The sequence below is a fragment of the Gemmatimonas sp. genome (assembly GCF_036405635.1).
In the GTDB taxonomy this organism is placed as follows: domain Bacteria; phylum Gemmatimonadota; class Gemmatimonadetes; order Gemmatimonadales; family Gemmatimonadaceae; genus Gemmatimonas.
This window is the reverse complement of the sequence record NZ_DASWXE010000206.1, coordinates 20,226-46,837: the sequence shown is the minus strand read 5'-3', so window position 1 is coordinate 46,837 and position 26,612 is coordinate 20,226. Positions and strand designations below refer to the sequence as shown.

General features: G+C 65.3%; 23 protein-coding genes. 8 read left to right on the top strand and 15 right to left on the bottom strand.

All coding sequences use genetic code 11. The features are described from left to right. A partial coding sequence (locus VGE27_RS16300) for a TonB-dependent receptor domain-containing protein (protein WP_331050735.1) occupies window positions 1-1,729 on the top strand: 1,729 nt, incomplete at its 5' end. A gap of 30 nt (window positions 1,730-1,759) precedes the next feature. Here the strand turns inward: VGE27_RS16300 and VGE27_RS16295 are convergent. Together VGE27_RS16295 and sppA are read right to left on the bottom strand one after the other, a co-directional pair. After that, complete coding sequence (locus VGE27_RS16295) at window positions 1,760-2,821, bottom strand: hypothetical protein (RefSeq protein WP_331050734.1); 1,062 nt, start codon at window positions 2,819-2,821, stop codon at window positions 1,760-1,762. Window positions 2,822-2,831: 10 nt separating this feature from the next. Beyond that, window positions 2,832-4,739 (bottom strand): signal peptide peptidase SppA, encoded by a 1,908-nt coding sequence (gene sppA / locus VGE27_RS16290; protein ID WP_331050733.1) that lies wholly within the window; start codon window positions 4,737-4,739, stop codon window positions 2,832-2,834. 215 nt (window positions 4,740-4,954) lie between these two features. On the opposite strand from sppA, the gene VGE27_RS16285 reads away from it, so the two are divergent. After that, window positions 4,955-6,745 (top strand): acyl-CoA dehydrogenase C-terminal domain-containing protein, encoded by a 1,791-nt coding sequence (locus VGE27_RS16285; protein ID WP_331050732.1) that lies wholly within the window; start codon window positions 4,955-4,957, stop codon window positions 6,743-6,745. A 160-nt stretch (window positions 6,746-6,905) separates the two neighbouring features. Continuing rightward, a complete protein-coding gene (locus VGE27_RS16280) occupies window positions 6,906-8,075 on the top strand; it encodes a GGDEF domain-containing protein (protein WP_331050731.1) in 1,170 nt (389 codons plus the stop codon). Between the two features lie 78 nt (window positions 8,076-8,153). Here the strand turns inward: VGE27_RS16280 and VGE27_RS16275 are convergent, their stop codons facing one another. Next, on the bottom strand, window positions 8,154-8,729 hold the full coding sequence (locus tag VGE27_RS16275; RefSeq protein WP_331050730.1) for a PEP-CTERM sorting domain-containing protein: 576 nt from the start codon (window positions 8,727-8,729) through the stop codon (window positions 8,154-8,156). Window positions 8,730-9,005: 276 nt separating this feature from the next. On the opposite strand from VGE27_RS16275, the gene VGE27_RS16270 reads away from it, so the two are divergent. Further along, window positions 9,006-10,628: an ATP-binding protein gene (locus tag VGE27_RS16270; RefSeq protein ID WP_331050729.1), complete on the top strand. Its 1,623-nt coding sequence runs from the start codon at window positions 9,006-9,008 to the stop codon at window positions 10,626-10,628. An 80-nt stretch (window positions 10,629-10,708) separates the two neighbouring features. Here the strand turns inward: VGE27_RS16270 and VGE27_RS16265 are convergent, their stop codons facing one another. Together VGE27_RS16265 and VGE27_RS16260 are read right to left on the bottom strand one after the other, a co-directional pair. Then, window positions 10,709-10,972 (bottom strand): hypothetical protein, encoded by a 264-nt coding sequence (locus VGE27_RS16265; protein ID WP_331050728.1) that lies wholly within the window; start codon window positions 10,970-10,972, stop codon window positions 10,709-10,711. Window positions 10,973-11,108: 136 nt separating this feature from the next. Continuing rightward, window positions 11,109-12,434, bottom strand: a complete 1,326-nt coding sequence (locus tag VGE27_RS16260) for a DNA polymerase IV (protein WP_331050727.1) — start codon at window positions 12,432-12,434, stop codon at window positions 11,109-11,111. Between the two features lie 69 nt (window positions 12,435-12,503). Here VGE27_RS16260 and ybaK point away from each other — a divergent pair, with 69 nt between their 5' ends. After that, the gene (ybaK, locus tag VGE27_RS16255) at window positions 12,504-12,974 is read left to right on the top strand and encodes a Cys-tRNA(Pro) deacylase (RefSeq protein WP_331050726.1); all 471 of its coding nucleotides are present in this window, start codon (window positions 12,504-12,506) and stop codon (window positions 12,972-12,974) included. A gap of 7 nt (window positions 12,975-12,981) precedes the next feature. Here ybaK and VGE27_RS16250 read toward each other — a convergent pair whose 3' ends face one another. Further along, window positions 12,982-14,118, bottom strand: a complete 1,137-nt coding sequence (locus tag VGE27_RS16250; RefSeq protein ID WP_331050725.1) for an alanine racemase — start codon at window positions 14,116-14,118, stop codon at window positions 12,982-12,984. A 25-nt stretch (window positions 14,119-14,143) separates the two neighbouring features. Here VGE27_RS16250 and VGE27_RS16245 point away from each other — a divergent pair, with 25 nt between their 5' ends. Further along, complete coding sequence (locus VGE27_RS16245; protein WP_331050724.1) at window positions 14,144-14,581, top strand: RidA family protein; 438 nt, start codon at window positions 14,144-14,146, stop codon at window positions 14,579-14,581. Next, window positions 14,578-14,859: a hypothetical protein gene (locus VGE27_RS16240; RefSeq protein ID WP_331050723.1), complete on the top strand. Its 282-nt coding sequence runs from the start codon at window positions 14,578-14,580 to the stop codon at window positions 14,857-14,859. The genes VGE27_RS16245 and VGE27_RS16240 overlap by 4 nt, the downstream gene beginning before the upstream one ends. A gap of 49 nt (window positions 14,860-14,908) precedes the next feature. Here VGE27_RS16240 and VGE27_RS16235 read toward each other — a convergent pair whose 3' ends face one another. The 7 genes from VGE27_RS16235 to VGE27_RS16205 form a co-directional block, all read right to left on the bottom strand. Next, complete coding sequence (locus VGE27_RS16235; RefSeq protein ID WP_331050722.1) at window positions 14,909-15,346, bottom strand: RNA-binding S4 domain-containing protein; 438 nt, start codon at window positions 15,344-15,346, stop codon at window positions 14,909-14,911. After that, window positions 15,333-15,680: a hypothetical protein gene (locus VGE27_RS16230; RefSeq protein WP_331050721.1), complete on the bottom strand. Its 348-nt coding sequence runs from the start codon at window positions 15,678-15,680 to the stop codon at window positions 15,333-15,335. The genes VGE27_RS16235 and VGE27_RS16230 overlap by 14 nt, the downstream gene beginning before the upstream one ends. A 32-nt stretch (window positions 15,681-15,712) precedes the next feature. Next, window positions 15,713-16,918 (bottom strand): HDOD domain-containing protein, encoded by a 1,206-nt coding sequence (locus VGE27_RS16225; RefSeq protein ID WP_331050720.1) that lies wholly within the window; start codon window positions 16,916-16,918, stop codon window positions 15,713-15,715. A 10-nt stretch (window positions 16,919-16,928) separates the two neighbouring features. Then, a complete protein-coding gene (locus tag VGE27_RS16220) occupies window positions 16,929-18,422 on the bottom strand; it encodes a CHAD domain-containing protein (RefSeq protein WP_331050719.1) in 1,494 nt (497 codons plus the stop codon). Between the two features lie 118 nt (window positions 18,423-18,540). Then, window positions 18,541-20,043: a TolC family protein gene (locus VGE27_RS16215; RefSeq protein ID WP_331050736.1), complete on the bottom strand. Its 1,503-nt coding sequence runs from the start codon at window positions 20,041-20,043 to the stop codon at window positions 18,541-18,543. A 5-nt stretch (window positions 20,044-20,048) separates the two neighbouring features. After that, a complete protein-coding gene (locus VGE27_RS16210) occupies window positions 20,049-21,428 on the bottom strand; it encodes an HlyD family secretion protein (RefSeq protein ID WP_331050718.1) in 1,380 nt (459 codons plus the stop codon). Window positions 21,429-21,430: 2 nt separating this feature from the next. Further along, window positions 21,431-23,659 carry an ABC transporter ATP-binding protein gene (locus VGE27_RS16205; RefSeq protein ID WP_331050717.1) on the bottom strand — a complete coding sequence of 743 codons (2,229 nt, stop codon included), beginning with the start codon at window positions 23,657-23,659 and terminating at the stop codon, window positions 21,431-21,433. A gap of 389 nt (window positions 23,660-24,048) precedes the next feature. Between VGE27_RS16205 and VGE27_RS16200 the strand changes: the two genes are divergently transcribed. After that, window positions 24,049-24,756: a hypothetical protein gene (locus VGE27_RS16200; RefSeq protein WP_331050716.1), complete on the top strand. Its 708-nt coding sequence runs from the start codon at window positions 24,049-24,051 to the stop codon at window positions 24,754-24,756. 36 nt (window positions 24,757-24,792) lie between these two features. Here VGE27_RS16200 and arfB read toward each other — a convergent pair whose 3' ends face one another. Both arfB and VGE27_RS16190 read right to left on the bottom strand, forming a co-directional pair. Beyond that, on the bottom strand, window positions 24,793-25,236 hold the full coding sequence (gene arfB / locus VGE27_RS16195; RefSeq protein ID WP_331050715.1) for an alternative ribosome rescue aminoacyl-tRNA hydrolase ArfB: 444 nt from the start codon (window positions 25,234-25,236) through the stop codon (window positions 24,793-24,795). Continuing rightward, window positions 25,233-26,591 carry a hemolysin family protein gene (locus tag VGE27_RS16190; RefSeq protein ID WP_331050714.1) on the bottom strand — a complete coding sequence of 453 codons (1,359 nt, stop codon included), beginning with the start codon at window positions 26,589-26,591 and terminating at the stop codon, window positions 25,233-25,235. The genes arfB and VGE27_RS16190 overlap by 4 nt, the downstream gene beginning before the upstream one ends. Between the last annotated feature and the right edge of the window lie 21 nt (window positions 26,592-26,612).

The following is a 26,612-nucleotide window of genomic DNA, read 5'->3' as shown; positions in this document are numbered from 1 at the left end:
GACCATTGATCGCATCGATATCGTCCGGGGTACCGCGGCCGCTTTGTATGGCAATGCGGCTGGTGGCGTGATCGACATGCGCACCCGCCAGGCGGTGGCGGCCCCGTTCGGCGCCGAAGCTCGCGTCTGGGATGGTGGGGGTGTGCAACGCGCCAACGTGACCCTGTCGGGGCGCTCGAACGATCGGGAAGGCAACTGGCGCGACGCACAGTGGTTGGGCGCTTTCACGCGCACCCGCGGCAACGGGCCGCGTGAATGGTCGCGGCTCGATGCCACAAGTGCGTTTGTGCGGGGCATGGCCACCATTCGTGGCACGGCGGTGGAATTGCAGGGCACGCGCTACGAGGCGCCTCGCGCGGAGAATACGGGGGCACTCACGGCGGCCGAACTCTCGCGTGACCCGCGGTTGCCCGACTCACTCAACATCACCAAGCAGTCGCGTAAGGCGGCGCAGCAGACGCAGGTCGCGCTCATCGCCGAACGCGAGATGGGGCAGGGCAACCTGCGCGGCGCGGTCTTCGCCGGGACGCGCACGCTCGACAACCCGCTGCCGTTTGCGATTGTGGCCGTCGATCGCGCGGTGCTGGGGGGCAGCCTGCATGGCACGTGGCGCACGACGTCATGGCCGTGGCCTCTGCGACTGGGCGCCGGTGTGGATGCGCAGCGGCAGGTGGATGATCGCTACAACTACGAGAATTGCGCGGATCTCGCCGCATCGGCGCCGCTGTCCGCGCGCTGCCCCGCCCGTGGTGTGGAGCGAGGAGCGGTGCGGCTCGATCAGCAGGAGCGGGCCGGCAGCGTGGGCAGCTACGCCCGCGTGGAGCTCGAAGCCCCGCACGGCCTGTATCTGAGTGCGGCGATGCGCGTGGACGCGGTACAGTTCCGCGTGCGCGATCGCTTCATCACCTCCACGAGTGCCGATGACTCGGGTGATCGTTCACTACGTGCGGCCAGTCCGATGTTGGGCATCACCTGGCGCGCGCGTCCGTTGTGGAGCGTGTACGCCAACCTGTCATCGGCATTCGAAACGCCCACAGTCACCGAACTGACCAATCAGGAAGACGGCGCGGCGGGACTCAACACCAATCTCGACCCGCAGCGCACGCGCACGGTGGAGCTGGGCACGCAGGGCCTCCTCGCTGGTCGCGTGCGGCTCGAAGCCTCGGTGTTTCAGGCGACGGTACTCGACGAGCTGGTGCCGTTTGATGTGCCCAACCAGCCCGGTCGCCGGGCGTTTCGGAACGCAGGGCGCACCTCGCGCCGGGGCGCGGAGACGAGTGTGCGGGTCGCGGGGCGTCACGTCGACGTGGGCACGGCGTACACATTGTCGCGCTTCCGCTTCGATCGGTACGACGTAGGCACCACGTCGTACGCCGGGAAAGCGATTCCCGGAGTGCCGGAACACTACGTGCAATCCTTCGTCACGGCGCGTGCGGCGGGGCTGTGGAGCACGATGGAGCTCACCGCTGCATCGAACGCGAGTGCGACCGATGCGGGCACGGTGATCGCGTCGGGCTACGCAGTGTGGAACCTGCGCGCCGGTATCGAGGTGCCGCGTGTGGCACATGGAGGCCTGGGTCGGGCGCGCATCGCCCCCACCATCGGCATCGACAATCTGTTCGATCGGCGCTATGCCAGCTCGCTGGTGGTGAACGCGACGCGCAACCGCTACTTCGAGCCCGGATTGCCGCGCCGCGTGACGCTCACCATGCAACTGCGTTGGGAGTGACCAGCGCCGTTGTACCTGCTGCTGCGTCGCCTACTGGTACTGGATGTAGAGCGGCTTGGGCGTGAGCGCGAGCAACTGCGCGGGTGTCATCATCGGGCCGCCGTACTTGATGTCGTTCTTGTAGAACAGCTTGAACCCCGTGAACTGCACCGGCTCGGCGTATACATACGCCGCGTATGAGTCGCGCTTGAGGCTCGGCGGGCCCCAGCCGTCCATGTGAATCACCACCTGCACCCGCGGGTCACGCTTGATCTTGTCGGCGTTGGTGAGCATGGGCCGTGTGAAGCGATGCACCACGAGAATCTTGGGCGGGAGCTTCTTTTCCGTCACAATGCGCGCGAGCTGATCGATCGCCCAGTTCACATCGGCGGCGTCGTAGGTGCCGATCTTCTTGCCTGGGCGCGTGCCGTCCTTCATCGAGAATTCGGGATCGATGCCGAGGTGCACATCAGGGCGCGAAAGAAACGCTTCGAGACGTGGCAGTTCCTGCTGGATGGTGCTGAGCCCCACCTGCACATCGAGGAAGAGCAGCGCGTTTCGTTCCTTGGCCCACCCGTACACCTTCTCGGAGAGCGCATCGCTGTGCCGCATACGATAGCGCCCGTCCTTGCCCGAGTCACCCTGCGCAACGGTGGTGATCAGGTGTAGAGCCGGAACCACGGGTGTGGATGGATCGGCGCGATTCCAGGCCGCGACCTCGCGATCGAGTCGGGACAGCATTTCGTCCTTGGGATACTCGCCCAGCGCGCCCATGCGCTTGGAGAACGGATTGCCGTAGTACGCCACGATGCGCTTGGCCGGCAGGATGCTGCCGGGGAGCGGCGGCGGCCCTGGTACGGGCCACACAGGCGTGGGCTTGCCGGCGAGTGCGCGCGCCGCCGCTGAAGTGCCACCCGTGGGATACGCCTTGCCGCTGTCGGACGGCGAAGCCGGCTTGGTGGTCTTGGCGGGTGCGGGCTTCTCGGCCGGCTTTGTGGGCTTGGCTTGGGCGTACGTGACAACTGGCGCAAACCACGCGGCGCTCGCGAGCAACAGATGCGGGAGCGCAGCAGCGGAGCGAAGTGAACGGAACGACATGAAACGAACGGACATCAGTGAGATGCTACCGGATGCGGAGAATGAAAGGCAAACGCGCGTACAGCCCGCGCGGATCGTTGTACGACGACAGCAGCGACAGCTCACGCACGACATCACGCGCCAGTTCGCCCGCTGCTCCCTGCGAGGACAGGTCGGTGACCGCCTTGGAAACGCGCGCGGCCACCGGCGCCGGCGAACCTTCGAAGAACTCGGTGAATCGCTCGGTGGCGGTTTTTACGCGCGGATACTCCCGCACATCATAATCGCCCGTGATGCGGGCCAGGTGCGCCGCTGTGCGCAACGCCACATCGAGCCCGCCCAGCGAATCGACGAGTCCCAGGCGCAACGCCTGCGTCCCGGACCACACGCGCCCTTCCGCGATGGCGCGCACAGAATCGACGGGCAGGTTGCGTGCCTGAGCCACACGATCGATGAACGCGTCATACACGGCGTCCGTACCGCGCTGCAGCACCGCCAGCTCGGCATCCGTTCGCGGCCGCGAGAGTGTGAAGATGTCCGCGTAGCGTCCGGTCTTCACCGTGTCGAACGTTACCCCGTGTTTGTTGGCCAGGCCCTTCACGTTCGGCACGATGGCAAATACACCGATCGATCCGGTGATGGTGTTGGGTTCGGCAAAAATCCGGCGCGACGCCGTGCTGATCCAATAGCCACCACTCGCCGCCAGCGATCCCATCGAGACGACCACAGGCTTCTTCGCGTTGATCAGCGAGAGCTCACGCTGGATACGCTCCGAGGCGATCACGCTGCCACCGGGACTGTTCACGCGCAGCACCACCGACTTCACCTTGGCATCGTTGCGCACCTTGCGCAGCTCACGGGCGAGTGCCTCACCGCCCACCTGACCTTCGCCACCTTCTCCGTCGACGATATCGCCCTGTGCGTACACCACCGCCACCACCTGACTGGCCGTGGGCATGCGAAGCTTGGCCATGGCGAGTGGTGCGTACGCGTCGAGCGTGATCTGCGGCAGCCGCGGGCGATCCAGCAACGCGGTGATCTCCGAATCGCGCGTCGACGCACCCGTGGAATCACGCTCCTGGGCGCTGTCACCTGACGCCGTATTGGCCATGCGCTGCAGGTCGTCAAGCACGGTATCGAAGTAGCCGATACGATCCACCAGCTTTGCCGCCTGCGCGTCAGCCGGCAGGAGAATGCCATGAGTGTCCGCTGCGACCTGCAGTGCCAGCGTGTCCACCTCACGATCCTCCGCCACACCACGCTTCACCTCACCCCACAGATCACCCAGATAGCCGACCACCTGCATGCGGTTTTCGGGGCTCATGTCGGTGCGCGTGAAGGGCTCCACCGCCGCCTTGAAACGCCCCACGCGACTCACCTGCACACCGATCCCGTATTTCTCGAACAGGCCCGAGAGAAAGACCTGTTCCGAGGCGAGTCCCGGGAAGAGCAGGGAGCCGAACGGATCGAGCGTGATCGAATCGGCGACCGATGCCACGTAGTAGGTGCGCACGTCAGGCGTCACGAGATAGGCCAGCACCGGCTTCTTCGAGGCCTTGAACTCGTCGATCGCCGCGCGCAGTTCGCGCAACGCGGCATATCCCGATGAAACGCCATCACTCGTCACGACGCCACGCAGCAGGATGCCGCTGATGCGGTCATCATCTGCGGCGGCACGAATGGCCACGGTCGCCGAGCGAAGCGGGAGCGGCGACACGCCCGTGGTGAGGGCCTCGTCGAACAATCCCCGCGTTTCGCTGCGCGCGGCCTGGTCGGACAGCGGCTGCTCGAGGTCAATCACGAGCACCGATCCCTGGCGCACCTCTGTCGTCGTGCGGGTACCGGCCGAAGCCGCAAAGCCCACTGCGATCACAATCAACAGGACGACGCCCAACGCGACCGTGACGAGATTAGCGGTCAGCGCGGCGGCGACGCCCGTGAAGAACTGCTTCATGCCTGCTCCACCCCAAGGGAAGATCCGCGTGCGGCATCACACCCGGATGCGGCACTCTTTCATTCTACCCGGAGACGGCGGCATGGTGCACGGTGACCACGGGGGGTCGGGAAAAACATGACGGTTCCGTCGCAAATAACCCTTGCCGACGGCCCGAGGCGGGCGCAGGTTCCAAGCAGCCCGTGTAATGACACCCCGCCAGGAGACCGCGCCCCATGCCCGCCTACAAGGCCCCGCTCGACGATATCCGATTCCTGCTCCACGACGTCCATGACATCGGCCAGCTCGCAGCGCTGCCAGGGTTCGAAGACGCGACCCCGGAGATGATCGATGAGGTCCTGGCTGGGGGCGCGACGTTCTGTGAGGAGGTGCTGTTCCCCATCAATCAGAGCGGTGACGCGGAGGGGGTGCACCTGGAGAACGGGGCGGTGCGGACGCCGGCCGGTTTCAAGGAAGCCTACACGCGGTATGCGGGCGATGGCTGGACCGCCGTCGCAGCCGATGCCAACTACGGCGGCCAGGGGCTGCCGGAGATGACACGGTTCGTGATGGAGGAGATGCTCTGTTCGGCCAACCTCTCCTTCAGCATGTATCCGGGGCTCTCCCACGGCGCCTACAGCGCCCTGATGAGTCACGGGTCCGAGGAGCTCAAGCAGCGTTTTCTGCCAAAGCTTATTGACGGTTCGTGGGGTGGCACGATGTGCCTCACCGAAGCACACGCCGGCACCGACCTCGGCATCATCACCACGAAGGCTGTACCGTCCGCCGATGGCACGTACGCCATCACCGGCCAGAAGATCTTCATTTCAGCGGGTGAGCACGACCTCACCGAGAACATCGTGCACCTCGTCCTGGCGCGACTGCCCGATGCGCCGAGCGGCACGAAGGGTATTTCGCTGTTCCTGGTGCCCAAGTTTCTGCCCACGCCCGATGGTGGCATCGGTGCACGCAACGGCGTGACCTGCGGCAGCGTCGAGCACAAGATGGGGATCAAGGCGTCGGCCACCTGCGTGCTCGACTTCGACAATGCCACGGGCTGGATGGTCGGCGAAGCACACAAGGGCATGCGGGCGATGTTCGTCATGATGAACAGCGCGCGACTCGCGGTGGGGCTGCAGGGGCTGGGCCTGTCGGAAGTGGCCTACCAAAATGCGCTCGCTTACGCGAAGGAGCGCCTGCAGGGCCGTTCACTCGCCGGCCCGAAGAACGCCGGCGGCGTGGCCGATCCGATTCTCGTGCACCCCGACGTGCGCAAGGGATTGTTGCGCATCAAGTCGCTCAACGAAGGCATGCGTTCGCTGGCGTATTGGGTGGGCATCCGCATCGATCTCGAGCATCGTCATGCCGATGCAGCGGTACGTCAGGATGCGGCCGACATGGTGCAGCTCATGACACCGGTCATCAAGGCATTCCTCACCGACAAGGGCTTCGACAACACGAACATCGCGCTGCAGACGCTGGGTGGTCACGGCTACATCAAGGAATACGGCATCGAGCAGTACGTGCGTGATGCACGCATCGCGCAGATCTATGAAGGCACCAACGCCGTGCAGGCGCTTGACCTGGTGGGTCGCAAACTGCCTATGGAAGGCGGGCGTCTCGTGCGGCGTTTCTTCGAGATCGTGAAGGCGGACGTCGACGCCGCCGCTTCGGTGGATGGCCTGGAAGACGCCGCCAAGGCGTTGGGCGCGAGCCTCTATCAGTTGCAGAAGGCCACGATGCTGCTGGCGGAACGCGGGTTCGCGAATCCCGATGAAGTGGGTGCGGCGGCCACGGAGTATCTGCACCTGATGGGCTACGTCGCCGTGGGTTGGCAGTGGTTGCGCATGGCCACCGTGTCCGGTGCAAAGCTGGCCAGCGGCTCGGGCGATCGGCGTTTTCACGAGGCCAAGCTCAAGACGGCACGTTTTTACTTCTCGCGCGTCCTTCCGGAGACGGCGACGTTGCTCGGGGCGATTCAGTCCGGTGCGGCGCCGATCATGGCGTTCGAGGCAGCCGAGTTCTGAGAGAACCCGGCAGGGGCATGACGGTGAGGGCCCGCCACGTAACGTTGTGATGACGATCCGTGGCGGAGCACTCAACTTGGGAGCAAGTGGTGCCGATCACTAAGAACATCCTCACACCCTGATCATGTTCTTCAAGAAGCTCCTGTCCGAGCCTCGCCCTGTGTCCGAACGAGGAAGTTCGAACGGCGCGACCGGCAATACCGTGTTGAAGGCCGTTCCCGGTGCCGCCGGGAATCAGGCGGAGATCGTCGTGGCGTCATCAACGAAGTCGGCGGAAGACAGCCTCGGACTCGTCCTCGACGCGCTCGGCGGCATGTTGACCGCCTTGGCGCGCTATCCCATCGACCTGCCGGAACGATCGGGGGAGGAGAGCTCCCGCGAGTTCGGACTCTGGCATCGCCATGCGACGCTGGGCTACGCGCTGCAGGAAGGGAACGGACAGGGGTCGGTAGGGATCGGGGATCGCGACTGGGACGGTGTGGTGCGTGCTGTGACCGAGCAGCGCCGCGAAGAGCATCGCTATGTCGATGCGTCCATCTCCGAATTGCGTGAAGCCCTGTGGGCCTGCGTGGAAACGGTGCACAACGCCGTGAAGGTGGATCACACTGCCGACTCCACGACGGACGATCAGATGGAGCGCGCCAAGACGGCGCTCAAGCGCATGCAGACCGGCACGATCAAGACCGAAGTGCTGGGCGCTGTACTGGCCATCGAGTCCGCGCTGCAGACGCGCCGCGAACAGCAGCAGGAGCAGTACGTGTCGCTGGCCACGCGCCTCGACCGTCTGGGCCGGCAGCTGGAAGAAGCGCGCAAGGAAAGCACCACCGATCCGCTCACGGGCCTCGGCAATCGTAAGCTGTTCGACATGATGGCGCCGCGCGCGGTGCAGATGTTCTCGCTGGGTCGTCAGCCTGTCGTGCTGCTCATGATCGACCTGGACAAGCTCAAGCTCGTGAACGACATGTACGGTCACCAGGCGGGCGATCAGGCCATTCAGACGTTGGCCAGCGCGCTGGGGCGGGTGTTCCTGCGTCAGTCGGATGTCTTGTGCCGCTTCGGCGGCGATGAATTCGCAGCCATCCTGCACAACACCGATTGGAAGATGGCGCAGACGCTGGCGCGTCGCCTGCAGGAACAGCTGGCGGCCATGCCGGCGCCGCATCCGGCCATGGAATTCTCGATCGGCGCGTCGGTGGGTGTGGCCCAGCTCGAAATGCACGAGGAACCGGGTGAGTGGTTGGCCCGCGCCGACAAGGCGTTGTACAAGGCCAAGCAGAACGGCCGCGACCGGGTGTGCGTCGCCGACACGTTGCTGCTGCGATCGGCCTGATTGATCGGCAAGGACAGAATGCGAAACGAGCCGCCCCTGCATCGCAGGAGCGGCTCGTTTGACATTCACGATGGTTGATCAGCCTTTCGCGCGACGGCGGCGGGAGACAAACGCCAGCGACGCGAGCCCTGCCACGATCAGCGAGTACGACGTGGGTTCCGGAACCGTAGTGGACTGCGGTGTCGAATACAGCACTGCGTGTGAGAGCTTGTCCGGGTCCTGTGTGCCGCCATTGGAGGCGACACCGCGGCTGTCCCAGTTCACCGAGGTCACAGGCGTATTCGCGAACAGCAGGTACACGCTGAAATAGCTGGCCTGCTTGAGCGTGAGTGCGAAGTACCCGGAGAGTGGGCTGTCGAATCCGAGCGGTGATCCGTCGAGCGACGTGAACGGGCCATTGCCAGAACCATCGGAGCTGCCAAGCAACGAGAAGGTGCCGTAGCTGCTCCAGACCGAATTGATGGTTGCCGTCTGATTGCCGTTGTCGTTGCCGGAGACTGCGCCGTAACAATCGACATACGAGATGCCGGTTCCCCAATTGAAGCTGGAAGCGTAAAACGCGCCCCCCGACGTACCCGCGCAATTGACCTGGGCCTGACCCGCTGACGGCAGCAGGACGGCCATCGCCATCGCCATCGCGATCCGCTTGAACATGGTGCTCTCCCGAGCTGACTTCCCTGAGTGTTGCTGAAATGCCATTATGGTTGAGCAACTTTTATACCCGATACAGTCATTCGGGTGTGACGGTCTCGGTCGCGCGTAAGAGTTTGCAAGACGTTTGTTCGCAAAGACTTGCAGACTTGGAATCCCGATACCCCTCTCCGGGATTGCCCTGTCGTTGTGATAGTCGCTGCATGCAAGCCACGCTGTGTGTCGGTGACGACGCGATATCAGGCTGCCCTTCGTCAATGCGGAGCAATATTCTCGATCATGCCCGATAGACACTCTCACGCGGCACTGGCTGCGATTGTCAACATTGCCGCCGACGCGATCATCGCTCTCGACGATTCGTTTCGTATCGTCCGCTTCAATCGCGGTGCGGAGCAGATTTTCGGCTGGGGAGAGCGGGACATGCTGGGGCAACCGCTGGATCGCCTGCTGCCGATGGCATCGCGCGCGGTCCATCGTGGGCATGTGCGCACCTTCGCCGAGGGATCGAGCGATGCCCGCACGATGGCCGATCGTCGGGAGATTGCCGGCCTGCGCAAGAACGGCGAACAGTTCCCCGCCGAAGCGTCCATTTCGCGGGTGACCATCGACGGCGAACGCACGTTCATGGTGATGCTGCGCGATGTGAGCGAGCGTCGTCGCACCGAGGAGCGACAGAAGCTGCTTGCCACGGCGGGCTGGGTGCTGGCCGCATCGCTCGATGTGGAATCGACGATGGCCACTATCGCCGAGTTGCCGGTGCCGCTGCTTGGTGAATGGAGCCTGCTCGAGCTGCTCACGCCAGACGGCTTTATTCGGCGCGCTGCGGCCACCCATGTCGATCCGCAGCGGCATGAAGACACCTCTGCGCTGGTCGCCCGCGGGGAAGAACAGTCCTCGTCGGATCTGCCGTCCACCAGCGCCCTGCGTGTGGCACACGAATCCGAAGCGCAGCGCATCACCGACATCTCGGCGTGGCTCGATGCCAACTTCCCCGATGCGGCGTCGCGTGCGCGAGCAGAGGCGCTGGGGGCGAGTGCGGTGCTGCTGGTGCCCCTGCGCGCCGGTGGCCGGGCAATTGGCGCGTTGCATTTGGTGCGCACACGTGCCGGTGCATCACATGCCCGAGAAGAGGTGCATGTGGCCGATCAGTTTGCGGGTCTGGCTGCCCTCGCGCTCGAAAATGCCCGGCTGTATCAGGAGTCGCGGCGCGCGGTGCGCGAGCGCGACGAGATGCTCGCCATCGTGTCGCACGACCTGCGCAATCCGGTGAACGCGGTGGTGATGCTCACCGGCGCGGTGCTCTCGCGCGAGGTGCCTGCCGGTGCAGAAGACGCGGGCATCATGGGACGCGAAGAAGTGGAAGCCATTCGTGGTGCGGCGCGTCAGGTGGACGGTCTGATTCAGGACCTGCAGGACGTGTCGCGCATCTCGGCCGGACGTCTGCGCGTGGAACGGCGACCGGTGCCGGCGAGTGAGATGCTCAAGGAGGCGGCTGATGTCTTCGAGCCTGTTGTCGAAGATGCGGCACTGGCATTCAATCGCGACTTCGACGACGACGCCCCGTTGGTGAAGGCCGATCGACATCGTGTGGGGCAGGTGCTGTCCAACCTGCTGGGCAACGCGGTGCGCTTCACGCCGCGTGGTGGGTCCATCTCACTGACGGCACGCCGTGAAGACGATATGCTGCGCATTGCGGTGCGCGACACCGGCCCGGGCGTGGCGCCCGAGGATGTGCCGCGACTGTTCGAGCGCTACTGGCAGGCGCCGCGCTTGCTGCGCGCGGGCTCGGGGCTGGGATTGTTCATCGCCAAAGGCATCGTGGAAGCCCATGGCGGCACAATCGGCGTGGTGAGCGAGTTGGGGCAGGGCAGCGAGTTCTGGTTCACATTGCCACTGGTCTGATCCCGCTCCTGGCCCGATGAAAAACAACAACGCGCCGTGTCCCCGAAGGACACGGCGCGTTGTGCATGTGGCAGGACCGCTCAGTGCTTGGCCGCGGCCGGCTGTTCGGCACCATGTTCGGCGGCGGGAGCGGCGTGCTCACCGGCCGGCGCGTCATGGCTGGCAGCGGCGCCGTGCTTGGCGGCGTCACGCTCGTGATAGACCTGCTGCGCCATCGGGTCGCGCGGATGGCGGTAGGTGTTCTTGTGGATCGTCCAGGCTCCGAAGAGCAGCGCACCCGTGAACACGCACGTGACGACGGCTGCACCCCAACCCTGCTTGTTCGGATCGTACGAGGCACTCATGAAGACACCCTGACGGAAAGCGCGCCTGAGAAACGGCGGCGCGTGGGCAGCGAATGGATGAGCCCCGGGAATGAGGCTCGTGATCTGGCCGGCAGGACGCCGGAGATACTCAGCGCAGAAATTACACGGAGGCGAGTCATTCTTCCACCCTCGGTCCGGTATCCCGTGACTGGTCCACCAGCCGCGCCGGGACGATGGCATCGGCCCCGTAACGCCCGCGGATCCGATCGAGGGCCAGGACCAGGGCTCGGTCGCGCGCGGTCTCCTGTGGGTCGTCCTGGGGCTCCTGCGGGGCGGTGCCGGTGCTCTTGGCGCCGGGCCCCTTGAACGCCGCCGGGAACAGGCCCAACTGGACCGCTGGACGGGGTTCGTCGTCGTCCTCGAAGTGCGACAGGGCGATACCCAGCAGGCGCACCGGCGCGCGCCGGGTCTTCCGCATCTGGAGGAGGAGGGGCTTGGCGGCCCGAACCACCGAGCGTTCCGACTCGATGAACCCGGACAGCGTCCGCTGAGCCGAACGGGTGCGGAAGTCGCCGTCGCGCAGTTTGACCGTGACCGTGCGGGCCTTGAGGGCTTGCCGCCGCAGGTCGGCGCTCACGCGCACGGCCAGCCGCAACAGCTCGCGTTCCACTACGTCGTCCTCATGCAGATTGCGCCCAAAGGTGGTCTCGCGGCTGACCTGCTTCTGTCGGTCGCGTGGACGCACGATGCTTTCGTCCTGCCCGCGGATGCGACGCGCCAGCCAGGGCCCGGCACGCTCTCCCAGACGGTGCGCCAACGCCTCTTCGGACCAGCGTTGCGCCTGCTCCACGGTCTCGAGGCCCATGCGCTCGAGTTTTGTCGCGAAGCGCGGTCCCACCATGGGGAGGTCCGCCAGCTTGAACCGACGCAGGAACTCCTCCTCCTGGCCAGGCGCGACACAGCGCACACCCGTGGCACCGGTGCCCGGCTTCGGCTTGGCGACTTCCACGGCCATCTTGGCGACCAACCGAGAGGTACCAGCGCCGATCGACACCCAGAGGCCCGTGGCGGCAAAGACGGCTTGCCGCATGCGTTGTGCGGTCTCTTCGAGTGGTTCGTGGCCGTACAAGGCTTCAGTGCCTCCGAGGTCGCAGTACCACTCGTCGATACTCGAGGGCTGCACCACCGGCGCGAACTGCGCCAGCACAGCCTGAATCTCGCGGCTGCGCGTCCCACACACGCCACGCGGCACCGGCACGCACATCGCCTGAGGGCACAGCTTGAGGGCCCGCGCGATGGGCATCGCCGAGCGCACACCGTAGGCCCGGCATTCATAGGACGCACTGCACACCACGCCGCGCGAGCCTGGACGCCCGCCCACGATCAGCAACGTCGCCTTGCCCGCGCCCTCAGGATCTTCCTGGCGCGCAACAGCCACGAAGAACGCATCGGCATCGACCAGCAGGATGCGGCGCGGAGCGACAGGTGGTGGTGTGGACACACCCGGAATCTAGCCGCTAAGCTGAAAGCGTATGCCGACCGCCGCACATCCCCCGCGCCACCAGGCCACATGACGCCCGCCATTCTGCTCGCCCGCAAGGCCAAGGTGGCGCACGAGGTGCTGAGCTACACGCACGACCCGTCGGCCGAATCCTACGGCAAGGAAGCCGCCGAAGTGCTCGGCCTCGACCCGCGTACCGTGTTCAAGACACTGGTGGTGGATGTGGAGGGTGTGGGGCTTTGCTGCGCCGTGGTGCCCGTCCAGGGCATGCTCGATCTCAAGGCCATGGCCGACGCCGTGGGCGGCCGCAAGGCGAAGATGGCGGAACAGGCCGCCGCCGAGCGCGCCACGGGATACATCGTGGGCGGCATCAGTCCGCTCGCCCAGAAGAAATCACTGCCGCTCGTGTTGGACGACAGCGCGCAGGCCCACCCACGCATTCATGTGAGCGCCGGTCGTCGGGGGCTCGAGATCGCGCTCGCCCCCGCCGATCTGTTGTTGCTCACGAAAGGCCGGCTCGCACCCATTGGGCGCGAGTAGCCTTCACTCAGACCGCGCGCGGCTTGCTGGGCGTGTTGTCGAAATCCTGATTGGAGGCACGGCCACGCGCAGCCACCGGCCAACGGGTCTCGACTGCATGGCCCCGCACGCCGATGATCTCGTCGAAGTGGTGCACCACGATGCACACATGATTCGGCACGAGGCGCACCTGATCGCCAAGGCGTGGGCGCCATGACGTGCGCGACAGATCGAGAATGCCATGCTCCTCTGACAATCGCGTCACGAACACATCGGGATGATCCTGCACCATCGCAAACCCATCCCCCTCGGCGCGCAGCGGCTCCCGGCCCAGCGTCTTGGTCCCGGCATCGATCACCGCCTGTCCCTTCACAGCCACACTCACCACGGTGGCCAGTACGGTCAGCGCACAATCGTCCCAGTCACACGCACCGATGCTCGCCGTGGTGCGGTCGTTGTACACGTACGTGCCAGGACGCACTTCGGTCACGCCGGGAATCTCGTGCATACGCCATGCGGCAGGCGTCGAGCCGCCGCTCACCACACGCGGTGGCAGCCCCGCCTCGGTGAGGGCATCGATGAAAACGCCGAGGTCCTTGCCCACCTTGCGCACGAGATCATCCTGCTCGCCCACATTGGCACGAATGTGTCCGGGATAGAACTGCAGTCCCGCGAACTCGAGTCCCGTCGTGCGGTCGATCTGCCGTGCGATTGCGACGGCCTTCTCCGGTGTCTGCACACCGACGCGATGCATGCCGAGATCCACTTCCACGCGCACATCGAATGTGCGCTGGCCCAGACGTGCGGCCACCGAGAGCGCATCGAGCGATTGGATGTCGTCAGCGGCCACCGAGACGCGCACATCCTTGGGCAGTCGTGCCAGTCGTTCCAGGCGTGCGGCGCCGACCGGCGGATACGCGATGAGCAAGTCGTCACACACTTCCGACATCACTTCCGCTTCACGCAACGTGGCACATGACAGCCCCACCGCACCAAGCCGCAACTGCTCGGCGGCGATGCGTGGCGACTTGTGCGTCTTCACGTGAGGCCGGAGTTTGAGTCCGTGCAGGGTGACGTATGCGGCCATCCGGTCCAGATTGAGAGCGAGCCGGTCGAGATCGACGACCGGGACCGGAGTCTCGAGCTGTTCGAGATACGTTGCCACTGCAATTCCTCCTGCCAACCGAGAGATGCCTGCAGAATCGTCCGCTTCGTCCAGCACGCCGAACGAATCGACCGCGCGCGCGTGGTCATCGGTGATGCTCCCCGATCTTCCGCCGCCTGCGGGAGCCTACTCGCCGGGCGTGCGCACCGCAAATGGCGCGTCGTTGTTGTTCGTATCGGGACAGACACCGCGTGACCCGGCCACCGGCCAAATCGTGGGCACGACATTTGAAGAGCAGGTGCGCTACACCCTCGCCAATCTGGAACGCGTGGTGCGCACGGGTGGTGCCACGTTGGCCGACGTGGTCAGTGTGACCGTCTATCTCGTCGATGAAGACGACTGGGGCGAGTTCGATCGCATCTATCGTACGGTGTTCTCACCGCCCTATCCCACGCGCGCCGTGGTGGGCGCATCGCTGCGCGGCATCATGGTGGAGATCTCGGCCATCGCCGCCGTGCGGTGAGTGGAATGCTCGTCGTCGTGTATCTCGCCGATCGTACGCAGCGCCTGGCGTACGATCGCGCGTTGCGAGAGGCGGGACATGTGGTGCGTCTCGCCTCACGGCCTGCCGAACTGGCCAAGGCGGTGTCCGATGGACGCGTGACGCTGCTGGTGCATGACGATGCGTCGCCGGTCGATGAGGCGATACGATCACGCGTGGCGACGATCACGCTGCACCATGACACGACGACGGGCGCGCTGGTGGAACAAGTCCGCGCGATAAGTTCAGTGCAGCCGTGATGCTGTATTCAGCCTGGGCTAAGCCCAGTGCCAAGCACGGGGCGTGCTTTCAGTCTTCGCCTTTGAGTTTGCGCAGTGCGCGACGGTCACGCTTGCCTGGCCTGCTGTCACCATAGGCAAAAGCCGTGGGCATCGAGCGCAGCTGCTCGCTCACCCGTTCGCGGCGCACGCGACCCTGCTCGGTTTCTTCATACAACTGGCGCGCGATCTCAGCGGAGCCGCGTCGCGCGGACACGTCGAGCACCTTGAGGTGCCATTCGATGGGACCCTGACGCAGGTGAACTTCGTCGCCGGCTTGCACGGGCTTGGCACGCTTGGCCCGTTCACCGTTCACGTCGGCCTTGCCGCCGTCGATGGCTTCGGCGGCCAGCGCACGTGTCTTGAAGAAGCGCGCTGCCCACAGCCATTTGTCGAGGCGTACCCGGCCAGCGGGCAGGCCGTCGTTGTCGTCGTCCTGTTCTTCCGGTGCGCGCTTACCGCGACTCATCTCGCTTCTCCGCTTCGGCCACTTCACGCACGCGGGCGATACCGCCGGCATATACGGCGCGCACGGCCGGGTGCAGCGCCTTGCCGCGCTGACGCTCCTCGAGCTGCGTGACCACGGCCGCGACCCATGTGTCGATCGCTGTGGCATCGTCCTGTGTGGCCACGGAGGCAACCAGGGCGGCGACATCGTCGCATGCCGCCGCCATCCGCTCCGAGGTGGCCGCATCGGGGCCGGGCACCTGCACGCCGCGCTGCATGGTGGCGACCCGCTCACGCAGGGCGTGCGCGTCCTCGTGGAACCGGTCGATCAGGTACTGCTTCGCGTGCTCACTCATGTGCGAAATCTATCTGCGGAGAGGTCCGTCGATCAGAAGCCGTCGGCGCGGGTAATACCCAGTTCGTCGCGTGCCGCACGCCAGGCGTCGGTCCAGGCTTCGGCGATCACCCGAGGGCGCACGCCGAGGCGTTGGGAGCGATACAACATGTCATCCCACCAGCCGTAGTCCATGGCGTCCACCACATCGAGCAACTGTCCCAGTGGCTGCGCGCGATCGACCAATACGTCCTTGAGCGCTGGCGGCAACGACAGGCGCTGCGCTATGACTGGCCCCGGGGAACCCAGGGCAAACTCGAGCGTGGAGAGCAGTCCCGCGATGACACGGGCCCGCGGGTGTGGCGTGGTATCGAGGGCGGTGCCCACCCGTTCGCACAGGCGCGCGCGACGCAGCGTGAGAAAGGCGAGTTCTGGATCCTGCGCCGCCTCTCCGATCAGGCGTGCAATCACAGCCACCATGCGCTCCATGATGGCGTCGCGGCCGAGCATGGTGAGGGCGTGCGATACGGAACGCGGGCCACGCACGCCGAGCGAGGCCGACGACATCGCCTTGAGCAAGGACGCGGCGACATGCGGATCGTCGCGTACAAATGCGTCGAACTCCGCATCGGGCGGACGACCATCGGCGAAGGCGGCGAGCACCATGATGGCGCGGATGATGCTGTCTTCGGTGGTGCGATCCGGCGCGACAGAAGCGCCGCGCGTGAGCTGCCGGCCACAATAGAGCGGCGCGCCGGCGTTCAGCACGCGGTGCCGGGTGACGCGATCGTCCACACCGCGCACGAGCGGACGCAGGCCGGCTTCGTTGAGCACGCGGATGCGCGCCTCGAGGGTGGCCGGTGCAGTGCGCGCAGCATCGAGCAGGATGGTGCTGCCGGTGAGCGACGGCGGCAGCGGTTCTCCTTCCGGATAGCCCAGTAGCGCGAACTGAAAGCCTGCGCCGATCAGGCGGTCGACCGCGCGGCGAGTGGCCGGATCGTCCAGTGCTTCCGTGGCCAATAGCCACACGGCATCCACCGACGCAAAACGCGTGATGGCGCCCTCGCGCACCAGTGTGGGCGTGACGGGGACGATCACGCTGCGGCCGGCGAGTCGCGCCAGGGTGGGCACCCGCTCGACCAGCCGTTTGGCTTCTTCGTCGGGGCCACCGCTGTTGCGCACGTCGTCCGGGCATCCCGATACGAAATAGCCCACGACACGCGCACGTCGGTCGCGAAGGGCCAGCATCGAGATCATCATCGCGCACGCCTCATGCGTCGAGCCGCGCCAGCTCGGAGTTGAAGTACGCCGCTTCCCCGGTCACCTCACGTACGATGTACGGGGCAAGCCAGGCCGGTGGGGTCACGGGTTCTTCCATCGACTCGAGTTCCACCTCTGCCAGCACGAGCTGACGATCCAGGAACACGTCGATCTCCCAGTGATGATGCCCTTCGGCGATGGTGTAGCGTTCCTTGCGCACACGCGAGAGACGCGTGAGCGGCCACATCGAGGCAAAGAGCTCCGGCGTGGTCGCCTCTTCCACCTCGATGCGCGCCTTCACAGGGCCGAGTTTGATCGTGCGCCAGCAGGATATCGTGCCATCGGGTTCGGTGCGACGACGCAAGCGCTCCTTGAGCGCCTTGCCCGGCAGCCACCCCTGATCGATCAGCGTGGGGCGCACAGCGCGCACGGCCGGCGGACATTCACGCAGCAAGAACTTGCGCTCGATCTCGAGCGGCAGCCCGCTCGCCGACTCCCGAGGTGCGCCCTGTGCGCGCAGGGCTTCACGTGCCTCGTCGAGCAGCGAGAACGGCGACTCTGCCTGCAGCCAGTCTGTCGAGAATGCGGCATGATAGGACAAAGCCTGGTCGCGCAGTGCCGCTTCGAGATATGGCAGCCGATGACGACGAGCCCGCTCCGCGAGGAGAATCGCATCGCGCATCGCACCAAGCTGGTCCTGTCCACGCGTGGCCAGCGTGAACCACGCGCCCACGCGCCGGTCTGTCTTCACGAACGGCGCCAGCAGGGCCCGCTGCCGCTTGAGCCGGATACGCAGCTCGTGCAACTCCTCCTGGGACTCGTCCATGCCGCGAACATTCTCCAGGTCGCGCCGGAGGCGATCGCCGGATCGCTGCAGGATCGCGGCGAGATGTCGCGCCAGGCTCACCGGTGCAGGCTTCACACCCACCGGCAGGCGCAATCGATACGTGCCCAGCGCGGCCATCAGATCGGCAACCATCGGATCGAGCCGCCGGGCAAACGCCCGCTCGATCGCCTGCGCGGAACTGTCCGGCTTGCGCGCCAGTCGCGCCCGCAGCGTCTCCGCTTCGGCGCGGGCTTCCGGTGTCAGCACTTCGAGATTTGCATCGAGCCACTCGCGATGCACATCCAGATCACGCGCGTCGCCGGTTTCACGACCAAGTCGCCGCAGGGCACGCATCGTCCGGCGGTTGACCACATCGTCCAGCACCCGCGTGTTCTCACGCAGCGTGGCCCGCAAACGGCGAAGACTCACGCGCGCCTTGTGCAGCAGGTCACGCGATTCCGATGTCGTGTCGGTCTTGCCGTCGGGTGCCGCATCTGCGGGTCGCTCTACTTCAGCCGCCGCCTCGGTGGACGCCTTCCATGCCGCCCGCGCGGCGACCAACTGGTGCAGCCACAGCAGAGCGAGAATGCGCGCCCCCTCCTGCGCCGGCCGCGTGAGCACCCCATCGATGAGGCCGCGCACCTGTTCCTGCGTCAGCGGTTCAGCGGGGCGTGACATCGGACCTGGTCGTGAGCGTGGCAGCGGACGGGGCAGTCAACGCGGTGCAGAGGGTGCGCTCGCCGGAGGTGCTGCCTGAAGCGGAGGGAAGCCGTGGATCAACCATCCACGGAAGGTACTACGGGATCGTCAGGAGTGACCGGTCACCGGTGGCCAGCACCAGCGCGCCGCGTGCCGATGCCACCTTCGCTTCGAGCGAGGCCAGCTTGCCCGCCTCATCCAGTACCAGCCGCTCGCGCAGATTCAGGATAAGCAGGGTGCTTTCACCATTCTCGAAACGCACCTGTTCGGCGTCTCGCAGCAGGCGGGCATTACGCACGTTGGCCTCCTGCGCCACGAGCAGCCGCTGGAGGTTGGCGAGATCGAAGATGGCCGTGCGGGCGTCGATCTCGATGTCCCGGCGCACCAGATCACGCTCGAGACGCTGGAAGTCGAGCTTGGCGTCGGTCGCGTTGAACTTGCCCGTCTCCTTGAGGAACAGGAGCGGAGACGAGATCACGAGCGCGGCCTTGTAGTTGTCGTCGAGCCGATCGCGATTGAAGAACGATTCATCCGACCCACGCTCGGCGATCCCCGCCAGCTTGCCTTCGGCAAACGGCAGGATGCCCTGGGCCGCCAGCAGACGTTCGGCGGATGCCTGCCGGATCTTGGCCTGCACCTTGGCCAACTCCGGATTGCGCTGCACGGCCCGGTCGACGAGCGCGCTCAACTGCGTGGAATCGATGCCGCCACGGCCAAGCCCATGCAGCACCGGCTTCGCATCATCGGGCAGGGAAGCGGGCCGGCCTTCCGGATCCCACAGGTAGGCCGTGAGGTGCAGCGACGACATGTAAAACGACGCCTCGGCTTCGTAGCGACTGACCTGCCGCCGCTGCAATTCGAGCAACGCTTCCACCGTGTCGATGGGCGCGCTTTCGCCGTTGTTCACGCGGGCACGCACGGCCTGCAGACGGAACGCGGCGAGTGCTTCGCCTTCCTGTGCAATCGCCCGGCGACGCCAGCTCTCGTACCACGAGCCGTAGTCTTTGGCCGCCGAGTACAGCAGCTTGTTGACGATGCCCAGGCGTTCGGCATCACCGGCGTCGCGCGCGGCCCGCGCCTGCGTGAGCGCGGTGCGCCGTTCGTCGGTGATGATGCGCTGGCCGAGAGGAATGGAGATGCCCGCGGCAAAGGTGCCGTTGCCGTCGGTGCGCCGGTCCGGATTGAAGTAGCGTCCCATCGTGCGGTCGTACGCCAGCGTGACGTCAGCGCCGATGGGCAGCGGAATTTTCAGTTCGGAGTTCAGGTAGTTGTAGTACTCGGTGCCGCCTGAACGCTTCTGGTCCCACTTGGCTGAGACTTTGGGATCGAACGCGCCCCACGCCATGCGCAGTTCAGCGCGCGCCTGTTCGGCCACCAGGCGCGCCTGCTGCGCCACGGGGTGATTGCCCAGCAGCTCGTCGATGAAGGCGGGAAAGGTGTACGGCGTGCCGCTTGTATCCACGCGCACCCCAAGCAACGCGCTGGTGCTCGTGGCTGTGCCGATCGCACGTGTGCTGTCGGCCTGCGCGGATGCAACGTCGGGCAGGAACAGCGTGGCGATGATGGTGCTTGCTGTCACCCAGCGGGCCAGCGGGTGCATGCGACTCACTTCGAGCCTCCTGCTCCCGAGCTGCCGCTCTTGCCTGCCGCACCCTTGGCTTCACTGTCGCCGGCCACCAGATCGCCTGGCGGCGCATCGCTCGCCTTGATGGACAACGGGAAGCCGTTCAGCTGTCGCCAGATTTCCCAGCCGACCGTCACCTTGTCGAGCATGGCCCAACCTTCCGCGCCGGTTCCGAGGCGGAGCTGCGCCGGCCACGGTTCGTCGTGCGTGGTGTCCTGCACGAGCAGCACGCGGAAACGACCATCGGCACTGGGGAACTGGTCGATCACGGCAACAATGGCACCAAACGTACCCACAGCCACCTGTGGCCAGCCGGAGAACTGCAGCGCCGGCCAGCCGTCGAAGAACACACGCACATGACGGCCCGGCTTGAGCAGGGCCACGTCCATCGGCTTGACGTACAGTTCGACGGCCTTCTGCGGACGGGCCGGCTGCACCGAGACGATGGGCTCACCCACCTTCACGATGACGCCCGGCCCAGCACGCGTGGCGCGGACGACATAGCCGTCCTGTGGCGCCTCGATCACGTAGAACGAACTGCGCAGGGTGAGTGAACCGACCTTGTCCTGCAGCTTGGCCACTTCCGAGCGCCCCTCGCTCACTTCGGCCAGCGTGGCCGCGCGGTCCGATCGGGACTTGGAAATCTTCTCGCCGTACTCCGCAGGAATGCTCGACAGGTCCGTTTCCGTGATGGCCAACATCTGTTGCTTCTCAACCAGCTTGGCCGCCGTCTGCTGCGCCTTCACCTGGAAGGACTGCATGTCGTTGACCGACACGAGGCCCAGCGAGTCACGGAACAACCGCTCGCGACGTCGCAACTGATCGCGGGCCACGCTGTCCTCGAGCACCACCTGCCGCAACTCGGCCTGGTACTGCAAGACCTTGTTGCGCGTTTGCTGCAGCTTGAGTTCGCGTTGCTGCTCCAGCTGTTCGATCTGCGTCGCCAGTGCCGCGGCCTTGTTGAGCTTCTCGCCAATGGCCTCCTGCTTCGCCTCCTGCTGGGCCACGGTCAGCGGCAGCACGTTCGGATTGAGGTATTCCTCCTTGATCTCCGAAATGCGCACGATGGAGTCGCCCTTCTTCACGAACTGACCTTCCCCCACATACCACGCCTCGATGCGGCCGTCGATACGCGACTGCAACTGCTGCGGGCGGTCGGCAGGGCTGAGCGCCGTCACAAAACCCATACCCTGCACGTTCTGCTGCCAAGGCAGGAACATGATGGCCACCAATACCAACAGGATACCGATCAGCCAGCGTGAGACGATGCGGCTGGTGTTGGCGGTACCCAGCAGGGTGGCGGTTTCGAGCGGGAGGTGCTTCAGCTCGCGTTCGACATCGAGGTGATCGGAACCGGCCATGATCAGGCACCTTCCGCAGTGAAGTCGTTCGCAAATTCGTGCAGCAGGTTCTTGCACACCGCATCGTTGCGGAGGTCGTTGAAACTGCCCTCACACACGATGCGTCCATTCTCCACGATCAGCACACGATCGAAGGCGCTCAGCAACTGCGGGTCGTGCGACACGGCCACGACCGTCCACGGACGGCTGCGGTCGGTGAGCAACCGGATGATATGGGTACGTGACGACGCATCGAGGTTCTGGAAGAAGTCGTCGAGCACAACGAGTCGCGGGTTGCCCACGATACCCTGCGCGATGAGCAACTTGTTCGCGAGGTGCGCCGGCAGGTTGCGGCCGCCGTTGGTGATCTCGGTGCGAATGCCCTGCGGCAGGAGCTGCACGGCATCGTTGATATCGAGATCGTCCAGCGCTTGCTGGACATCCCGCGGCGTGATGTGCGCACGACCCACCGACACGTTCTCTTCCACCGAGCCGTCGAACAGGTCGGACCACGACAGCATCTGGCCGATACGGGTGCGCAGGGCGGGGCGATCGAGGTCACGCAACGTCACCCCATCGAACCGCAACGTGCCGTCGTAGTCTTCCATCAGGCCACCCAGCAGCTTGAGCAGTGTGCTACGACCGGAACCGTCCACGCCCATGATGCACACGCGCTGGCCGGGCTCGATGCGCACCGAAACACCCGCCACACTGGCATGCGAGGCACCGGGATATCGGTATCGCACCTCACGGGCTTCGATGGCGATCCCCTTGCTCGGGTCGTGCGTGGCCGCGAGGCCGCCTCGCGGCTCGAGCGGGAGGTCGCTCACATGCCCGGCCTTGTCCACTGACGTGAGCATGTCATACACGGTGGCCAGGCTCGTGATGAGTTTTTCCACGCCCACCAGCACGGTCACGATCACCACTTCGGCGGCGACGAACTGGCCGAGCAGCATCTGGTTGGACTGCACGAGCGCAGCGCCGAGGATGAGCACGGCGGCCGTGATGAACGTCTTGAAGCCGATGAGCGCGACGGTCTGCTTCACCAGCACCGCGAAGTGTCGCTTGCGATAGTGGATGTAGCTGGTGACCACGCCGTCCATTTTTTCCACCGGGAGGGTGGAGTCGCCGGCGTACTTGAAGGCGTGCATGGCGCGTGCGATTTCCTGCAGCAGGTGCACGGCCTTGTACTTGTACTTCGATTCGTCGATGGAGGTGGACATGCCTTCGGGGCCAGTCCACCGGATGATCAGGTACAGGATGAACACCACGACGATGGCGAACACCGAGAACCACGGACTGTAGAACGTCAGCAGGATCAGCGAGAACGCGACCGTGAGCAGCGCAGTGGGGACGTCGATGAGCAGCTTCTGGAGTGCCTTCTGGATGGCGACCGCTTCGAACAGGCGGTTCATCTTCTCGGGCAGGTTCGTCTCCAGCGACGCACCGTACTTCATGCGCGGAATGCGGAACGCGAACTCCATGGCCATGCGTGCGAACACGCGCTGCTGGATGCGCTCACCGACCCGCAGGATACCGATCTGCAGCACCCCGGCGACGATCGTACCAAAGATGACCAGAGCGATCAGCACGATCACGGGTTGCAGGAAGAGGCGTCCCTGCACGAGCTGCACGATACCGCCCACGGCCAGCGGCAAGATAAGGCTCAGGCCACCGGCGAGCGTGGCATAGAAAAACACGGTGAGAATTTCGCGCCGCTCGCGGCTGAGCAGAGCGATCGTACGATCCACCGGGTTGAGGTGTTGGAGTTCCTCTTCCTCGTGGGTATGCATGGGGCTGTGCGGCGCGTGGTCACCACGTGCGCTACCGGCCGAGCGCAGGGCCATGGGCGCCATGGTCGGAACTCGACCCCGGTGGCCAGACTCCCGCAACACCGCCTGGGCCAACTCCTTCGGAGACGCGTCGATGGAGCGGTCGGTACCATTGCGCATGACCCGAACGGCGGACGCTCCACCTGAGTGCTGCCGGCGCACCACAATTGCGTCTTCACCACCCACGCAGAGCAGGACCAGCGGCCCCTGGGGATCCAAGATGGCCTCCTGGACCTGCTCGGCCGCCAGATCCCTATCCAGGTAGCCGACGTCGATCGCGCCGCCGATGGAACGGATGCGCGCGGCGAGCGGATCATCAGGCGGAACCTGGCGCGTAAGGGCGCGCCAATGCGCCTGATCCACATCGAGATCAAGCGCATCAGCGATCAGCTGATTGATTCGGGTAGCCTGTGCAGACATGCTCGCGGGAGAGACGTCAGATCATGGGCAGACATGGCACAGCCAGGCTACCCGGCGTTCCAACCGCCAGACAGTCTGGATGACACGTCATTTCACGTTGATGAACGGACCGAACCCGCGAATGCTGCTCGGGGCCCGGCGAGCCGATCCAGCACCAAATCCCGACCAGAGGGACTGGCACGAACCGTGAGGCACGACCCCGTCGGGGTGGCCGGCGCTATTCGGGCATTCGGAAACGTTGCCCATATCACCCTTGAGCACCGCCAGCGTTCCGTTCGCTACTGCCCAAAATACGCCCAGGATGTCCGCATTGCTGGGGGAGCGGCATCCAGAAGGCGCGCTTGGGCCCCTCGGTGACACCTTTCGGTGCCATTGGCGTAATGCAGCGCATGCGCACCTCGAAGACACTTCTCGCGGCCATGGCGACGACGCTGGTCGCTTTCTCTGCCGCTTCGGCCCAGTCGGCCCCCAGTGGCCGCGGCTCCTTTGGTATTCATGCCCAGGTCTCCGAGCCGAAGGGCGATTTTGCCAAGAACACCAGCAATGGCTGGGGACTGGGCGCCTACTTCCTCGGCGGTCTCGACCAGAACAGCATCATCAATTTCCGGGGCGACTTTTCGTTCGTGAATTACGCGAACAGCCGCCGTCGTATTCCATTGTCTGGCACGGGTGGGCTGATCCAGCTCGACCTGCGTACGAACAGCAACATCTTCTCCGTGGTCGCGGGTCCCCAGCTGCTGGGCCCCACGGGTGTGTTCACTCCGTACGCCACCGCACTCGGTGGGTTCACGGTCTTTGCCACCCAGAGCACCATCGAAGGCTCGGACAACACCAACACGCCGTTTGCCAGCACCACCAATTCGAGTGATGTGGTGTGGGCGTACGGTGGGGCCGCAGGCGCTTATATCCGCGTGTACAACGGACGAAATCCGGTGCGTCTCGACCTGGGTGCCCGCTTCCTGCGACATGACGACGCGCGCTACCTCAACGACCAGCGCGTCAAGGAAGCCTTCGAGAACGATCGTCCGGCCATCCCCATTCGCGGCCGGGTCGACTTCATCACCTACTATCTCGGCGTGAACATCATCGCGTTCTGAGCGAGTACGCTTGCCATACCGTGAGACGCCGGCCGGTCACTCCCCGTGATCGCGCCGGCGTTGCTGTTTCGTCTCCGAACGACGGCGCTTGTCACTCAGGCGATCTTCCACCGATCCGCGGGTCGGGCGCGTCGCGCGGCGTACACGTGGCACGATCAACGCGTGACTGATCAGGTGCTGCAATCGCTCCAGCGCCGCGCGTCGGTTCTGCTGCTGGCTGCGGAACTCGCCGGCCACGATCCGCAATGCGCCGTCGCTGTCCAGCCGTGACGCCAGCTTCTCCAGAACACGCACACGTTGTTCATCGCGGAGTGCGCGCGTTGTTCGCACGTTCCACTGCACGGCAATGCGTGTCGCACTCTTGTTGACGTGCTGCCCACCAGGGCCACCGCCGGAGATGGCCCGGATGTCGAGTTCGTCCAGAGGAATGAAGACACCCGGCGCCACCGCGAGACTGGTCTCAGCAGAGTGTGCACTCACGATGCCGTTTCCATGCTCTCAGGGCGCTTGTGTACGCGCAGGGCGGCCACGCGACGACCGTCCATCGCCACCACTTCGAGATCACCGCCGGGATACGCCACACGATCACCCACGTGAGGCAATCGGCCCAGCGTCGCAAAGGCATATCCGCCCAGTGTGCTCCAATCCCCCTCCGGGATGGGGAGCTTGTGGTCGGAGCGCACGTCCACCAACGACATCGAGCCGGCCAGTTCCAGCACGCCGTCGAACAGCAACGCATCGCGGGAGAGCGGGTCGTATTCGTCGGAGATATCGCCGACCACCTCTTCGACCAGATCTTCCATCGTCACAATCCCTGCGGTGCCACCGAACTCGTCGAGCACCACGGCCAGGTGCGCACGGGTGCGACGCAAGTCGTCGAGCACACGCTCCGCCGCGCGAGTGGCCGGTACGAACAACGGCTCACGCAACACCTGTCGGAGTTCGAAGGTCTCGGGGTTGTCGGCCAGCCAGAAATCCTTCGCGAGGAACACACCCACGATATCGTCGGCTGTCTCGCGATACACCGGATAGCGCGAATAGCGCTCGCGGCGAAGGATCTGCGCGAGCTCGCTCCGGTCCACGTCTTCCGCGATCGCCACCATTTCGGTGCGGGGGCGCATCACGTCCACCGCCCGCTTGTTGTGGAAGTCGAACACGCCGGCCAGCATGGCCGAGTCGGATTCGTCGAGCGTGCCGTGGGCGCGGGCCTGCATAACCAGCAGCCGCAGCTCCTCCGGGCTGTGCACATGTCCGCCTTCGGACACGGGTTCGATACCAAACGCCTTGAGCATGCGGTTGGCCGTACCGTTGAGAAACCCGATGAACGGCGACATGGCCTGCGAGAACACCATCAGCGGCCGCACGATCAGGCGGCTCACGCTCTCGGGCTTGGCCAGCGCCACCGACTTCGGGGCCAGTTCGCCCAGCACGATATGAAGGAAGGTGATGACCAGGAACGCCACGGCAATACCGGCGCCCGTATGGGCGGCACCAGGGCTCGGGTTGATGCCCACCAGATGCAGCGCCCGGTCGACGAGCACCGCCAGGGCCGGTTCGCCGATCCAGCCAAGGGCCAGGGAGGCGAGGGTGATACCGAGCTGCGTGCCGGAGATGTAACGGTCGAGCTGGCTGAGTGCGCGCTGGACGACCTGCGCACTCTTGTCGCCGTCGGCCGCCATCTGATCGATGCGGCTGCGTCGTACCGCCACGAGCGCAAACTCGGCGGCCACGAAGAAGGCGTTCAGCAGAACCAGTAGCAGCACCAACAGAAGACGCACCGAAATGGTGCCGAGGGTGATCTCGGCTTCGGCGGGTAACGCAGGGTCGGCAATCATACCGAAAGGAAACGGTGGGGC

Bases quoted from the DNA above. Each gene is read 5' to 3' on its own strand.
- VGE27_RS16295 (WP_331050734.1), bottom strand. From the start codon at position 2,821: ATGTCCGTTCGTTTCATGTCGTTCCGTTCACTTCGCTCCGCTGCTGCG.
- sppA (WP_331050733.1), bottom strand. From the start codon at position 4,739: ATGAAGCAGTTCTTCACGGGCGTCGCCGCCGCGCTGACCGCTAATCTC.
- VGE27_RS16285 (WP_331050732.1), top strand. From the start codon at position 4,955: ATGCCCGCCTACAAGGCCCCGCTCGACGATATCCGATTCCTGCTCCAC.
- VGE27_RS16275 (WP_331050730.1), bottom strand. From the start codon at position 8,729: ATGTTCAAGCGGATCGCGATGGCGATGGCGATGGCCGTCCTGCTGCCG.
- VGE27_RS16270 (WP_331050729.1), top strand. From the start codon at position 9,006: ATGCCCGATAGACACTCTCACGCGGCACTGGCTGCGATTGTCAACATT.
- VGE27_RS16265 (WP_331050728.1), bottom strand. From the start codon at position 10,972: ATGAGTGCCTCGTACGATCCGAACAAGCAGGGTTGGGGTGCAGCCGTC.
- ybaK (WP_331050726.1), top strand. From the start codon at position 12,504: ATGACGCCCGCCATTCTGCTCGCCCGCAAGGCCAAGGTGGCGCACGAG.
- VGE27_RS16245 (WP_331050724.1), top strand. From the start codon at position 14,144: ATGCCTGCAGAATCGTCCGCTTCGTCCAGCACGCCGAACGAATCGACC.
- VGE27_RS16235 (WP_331050722.1), bottom strand. From the start codon at position 15,346: ATGAGTCGCGGTAAGCGCGCACCGGAAGAACAGGACGACGACAACGAC.
- VGE27_RS16230 (WP_331050721.1), bottom strand. From the start codon at position 15,680: ATGAGTGAGCACGCGAAGCAGTACCTGATCGACCGGTTCCACGAGGAC.
- VGE27_RS16225 (WP_331050720.1), bottom strand. From the start codon at position 16,918: ATGATGATCTCGATGCTGGCCCTTCGCGACCGACGTGCGCGTGTCGTG.
- VGE27_RS16220 (WP_331050719.1), bottom strand. From the start codon at position 18,422: ATGTCACGCCCCGCTGAACCGCTGACGCAGGAACAGGTGCGCGGCCTC.
- VGE27_RS16215 (WP_331050736.1), bottom strand. From the start codon at position 20,043: ATGCACCCGCTGGCCCGCTGGGTGACAGCAAGCACCATCATCGCCACG.
- VGE27_RS16210 (WP_331050718.1), bottom strand. From the start codon at position 21,428: ATGGCCGGTTCCGATCACCTCGATGTCGAACGCGAGCTGAAGCACCTC.
- VGE27_RS16205 (WP_331050717.1), bottom strand. From the start codon at position 23,659: ATGTCTGCACAGGCTACCCGAATCAATCAGCTGATCGCTGATGCGCTT.
- VGE27_RS16200 (WP_331050716.1), top strand. From the start codon at position 24,049: ATGCGCACCTCGAAGACACTTCTCGCGGCCATGGCGACGACGCTGGTC.
- VGE27_RS16190 (WP_331050714.1), bottom strand. From the start codon at position 26,591: ATGATTGCCGACCCTGCGTTACCCGCCGAAGCCGAGATCACCCTCGGC.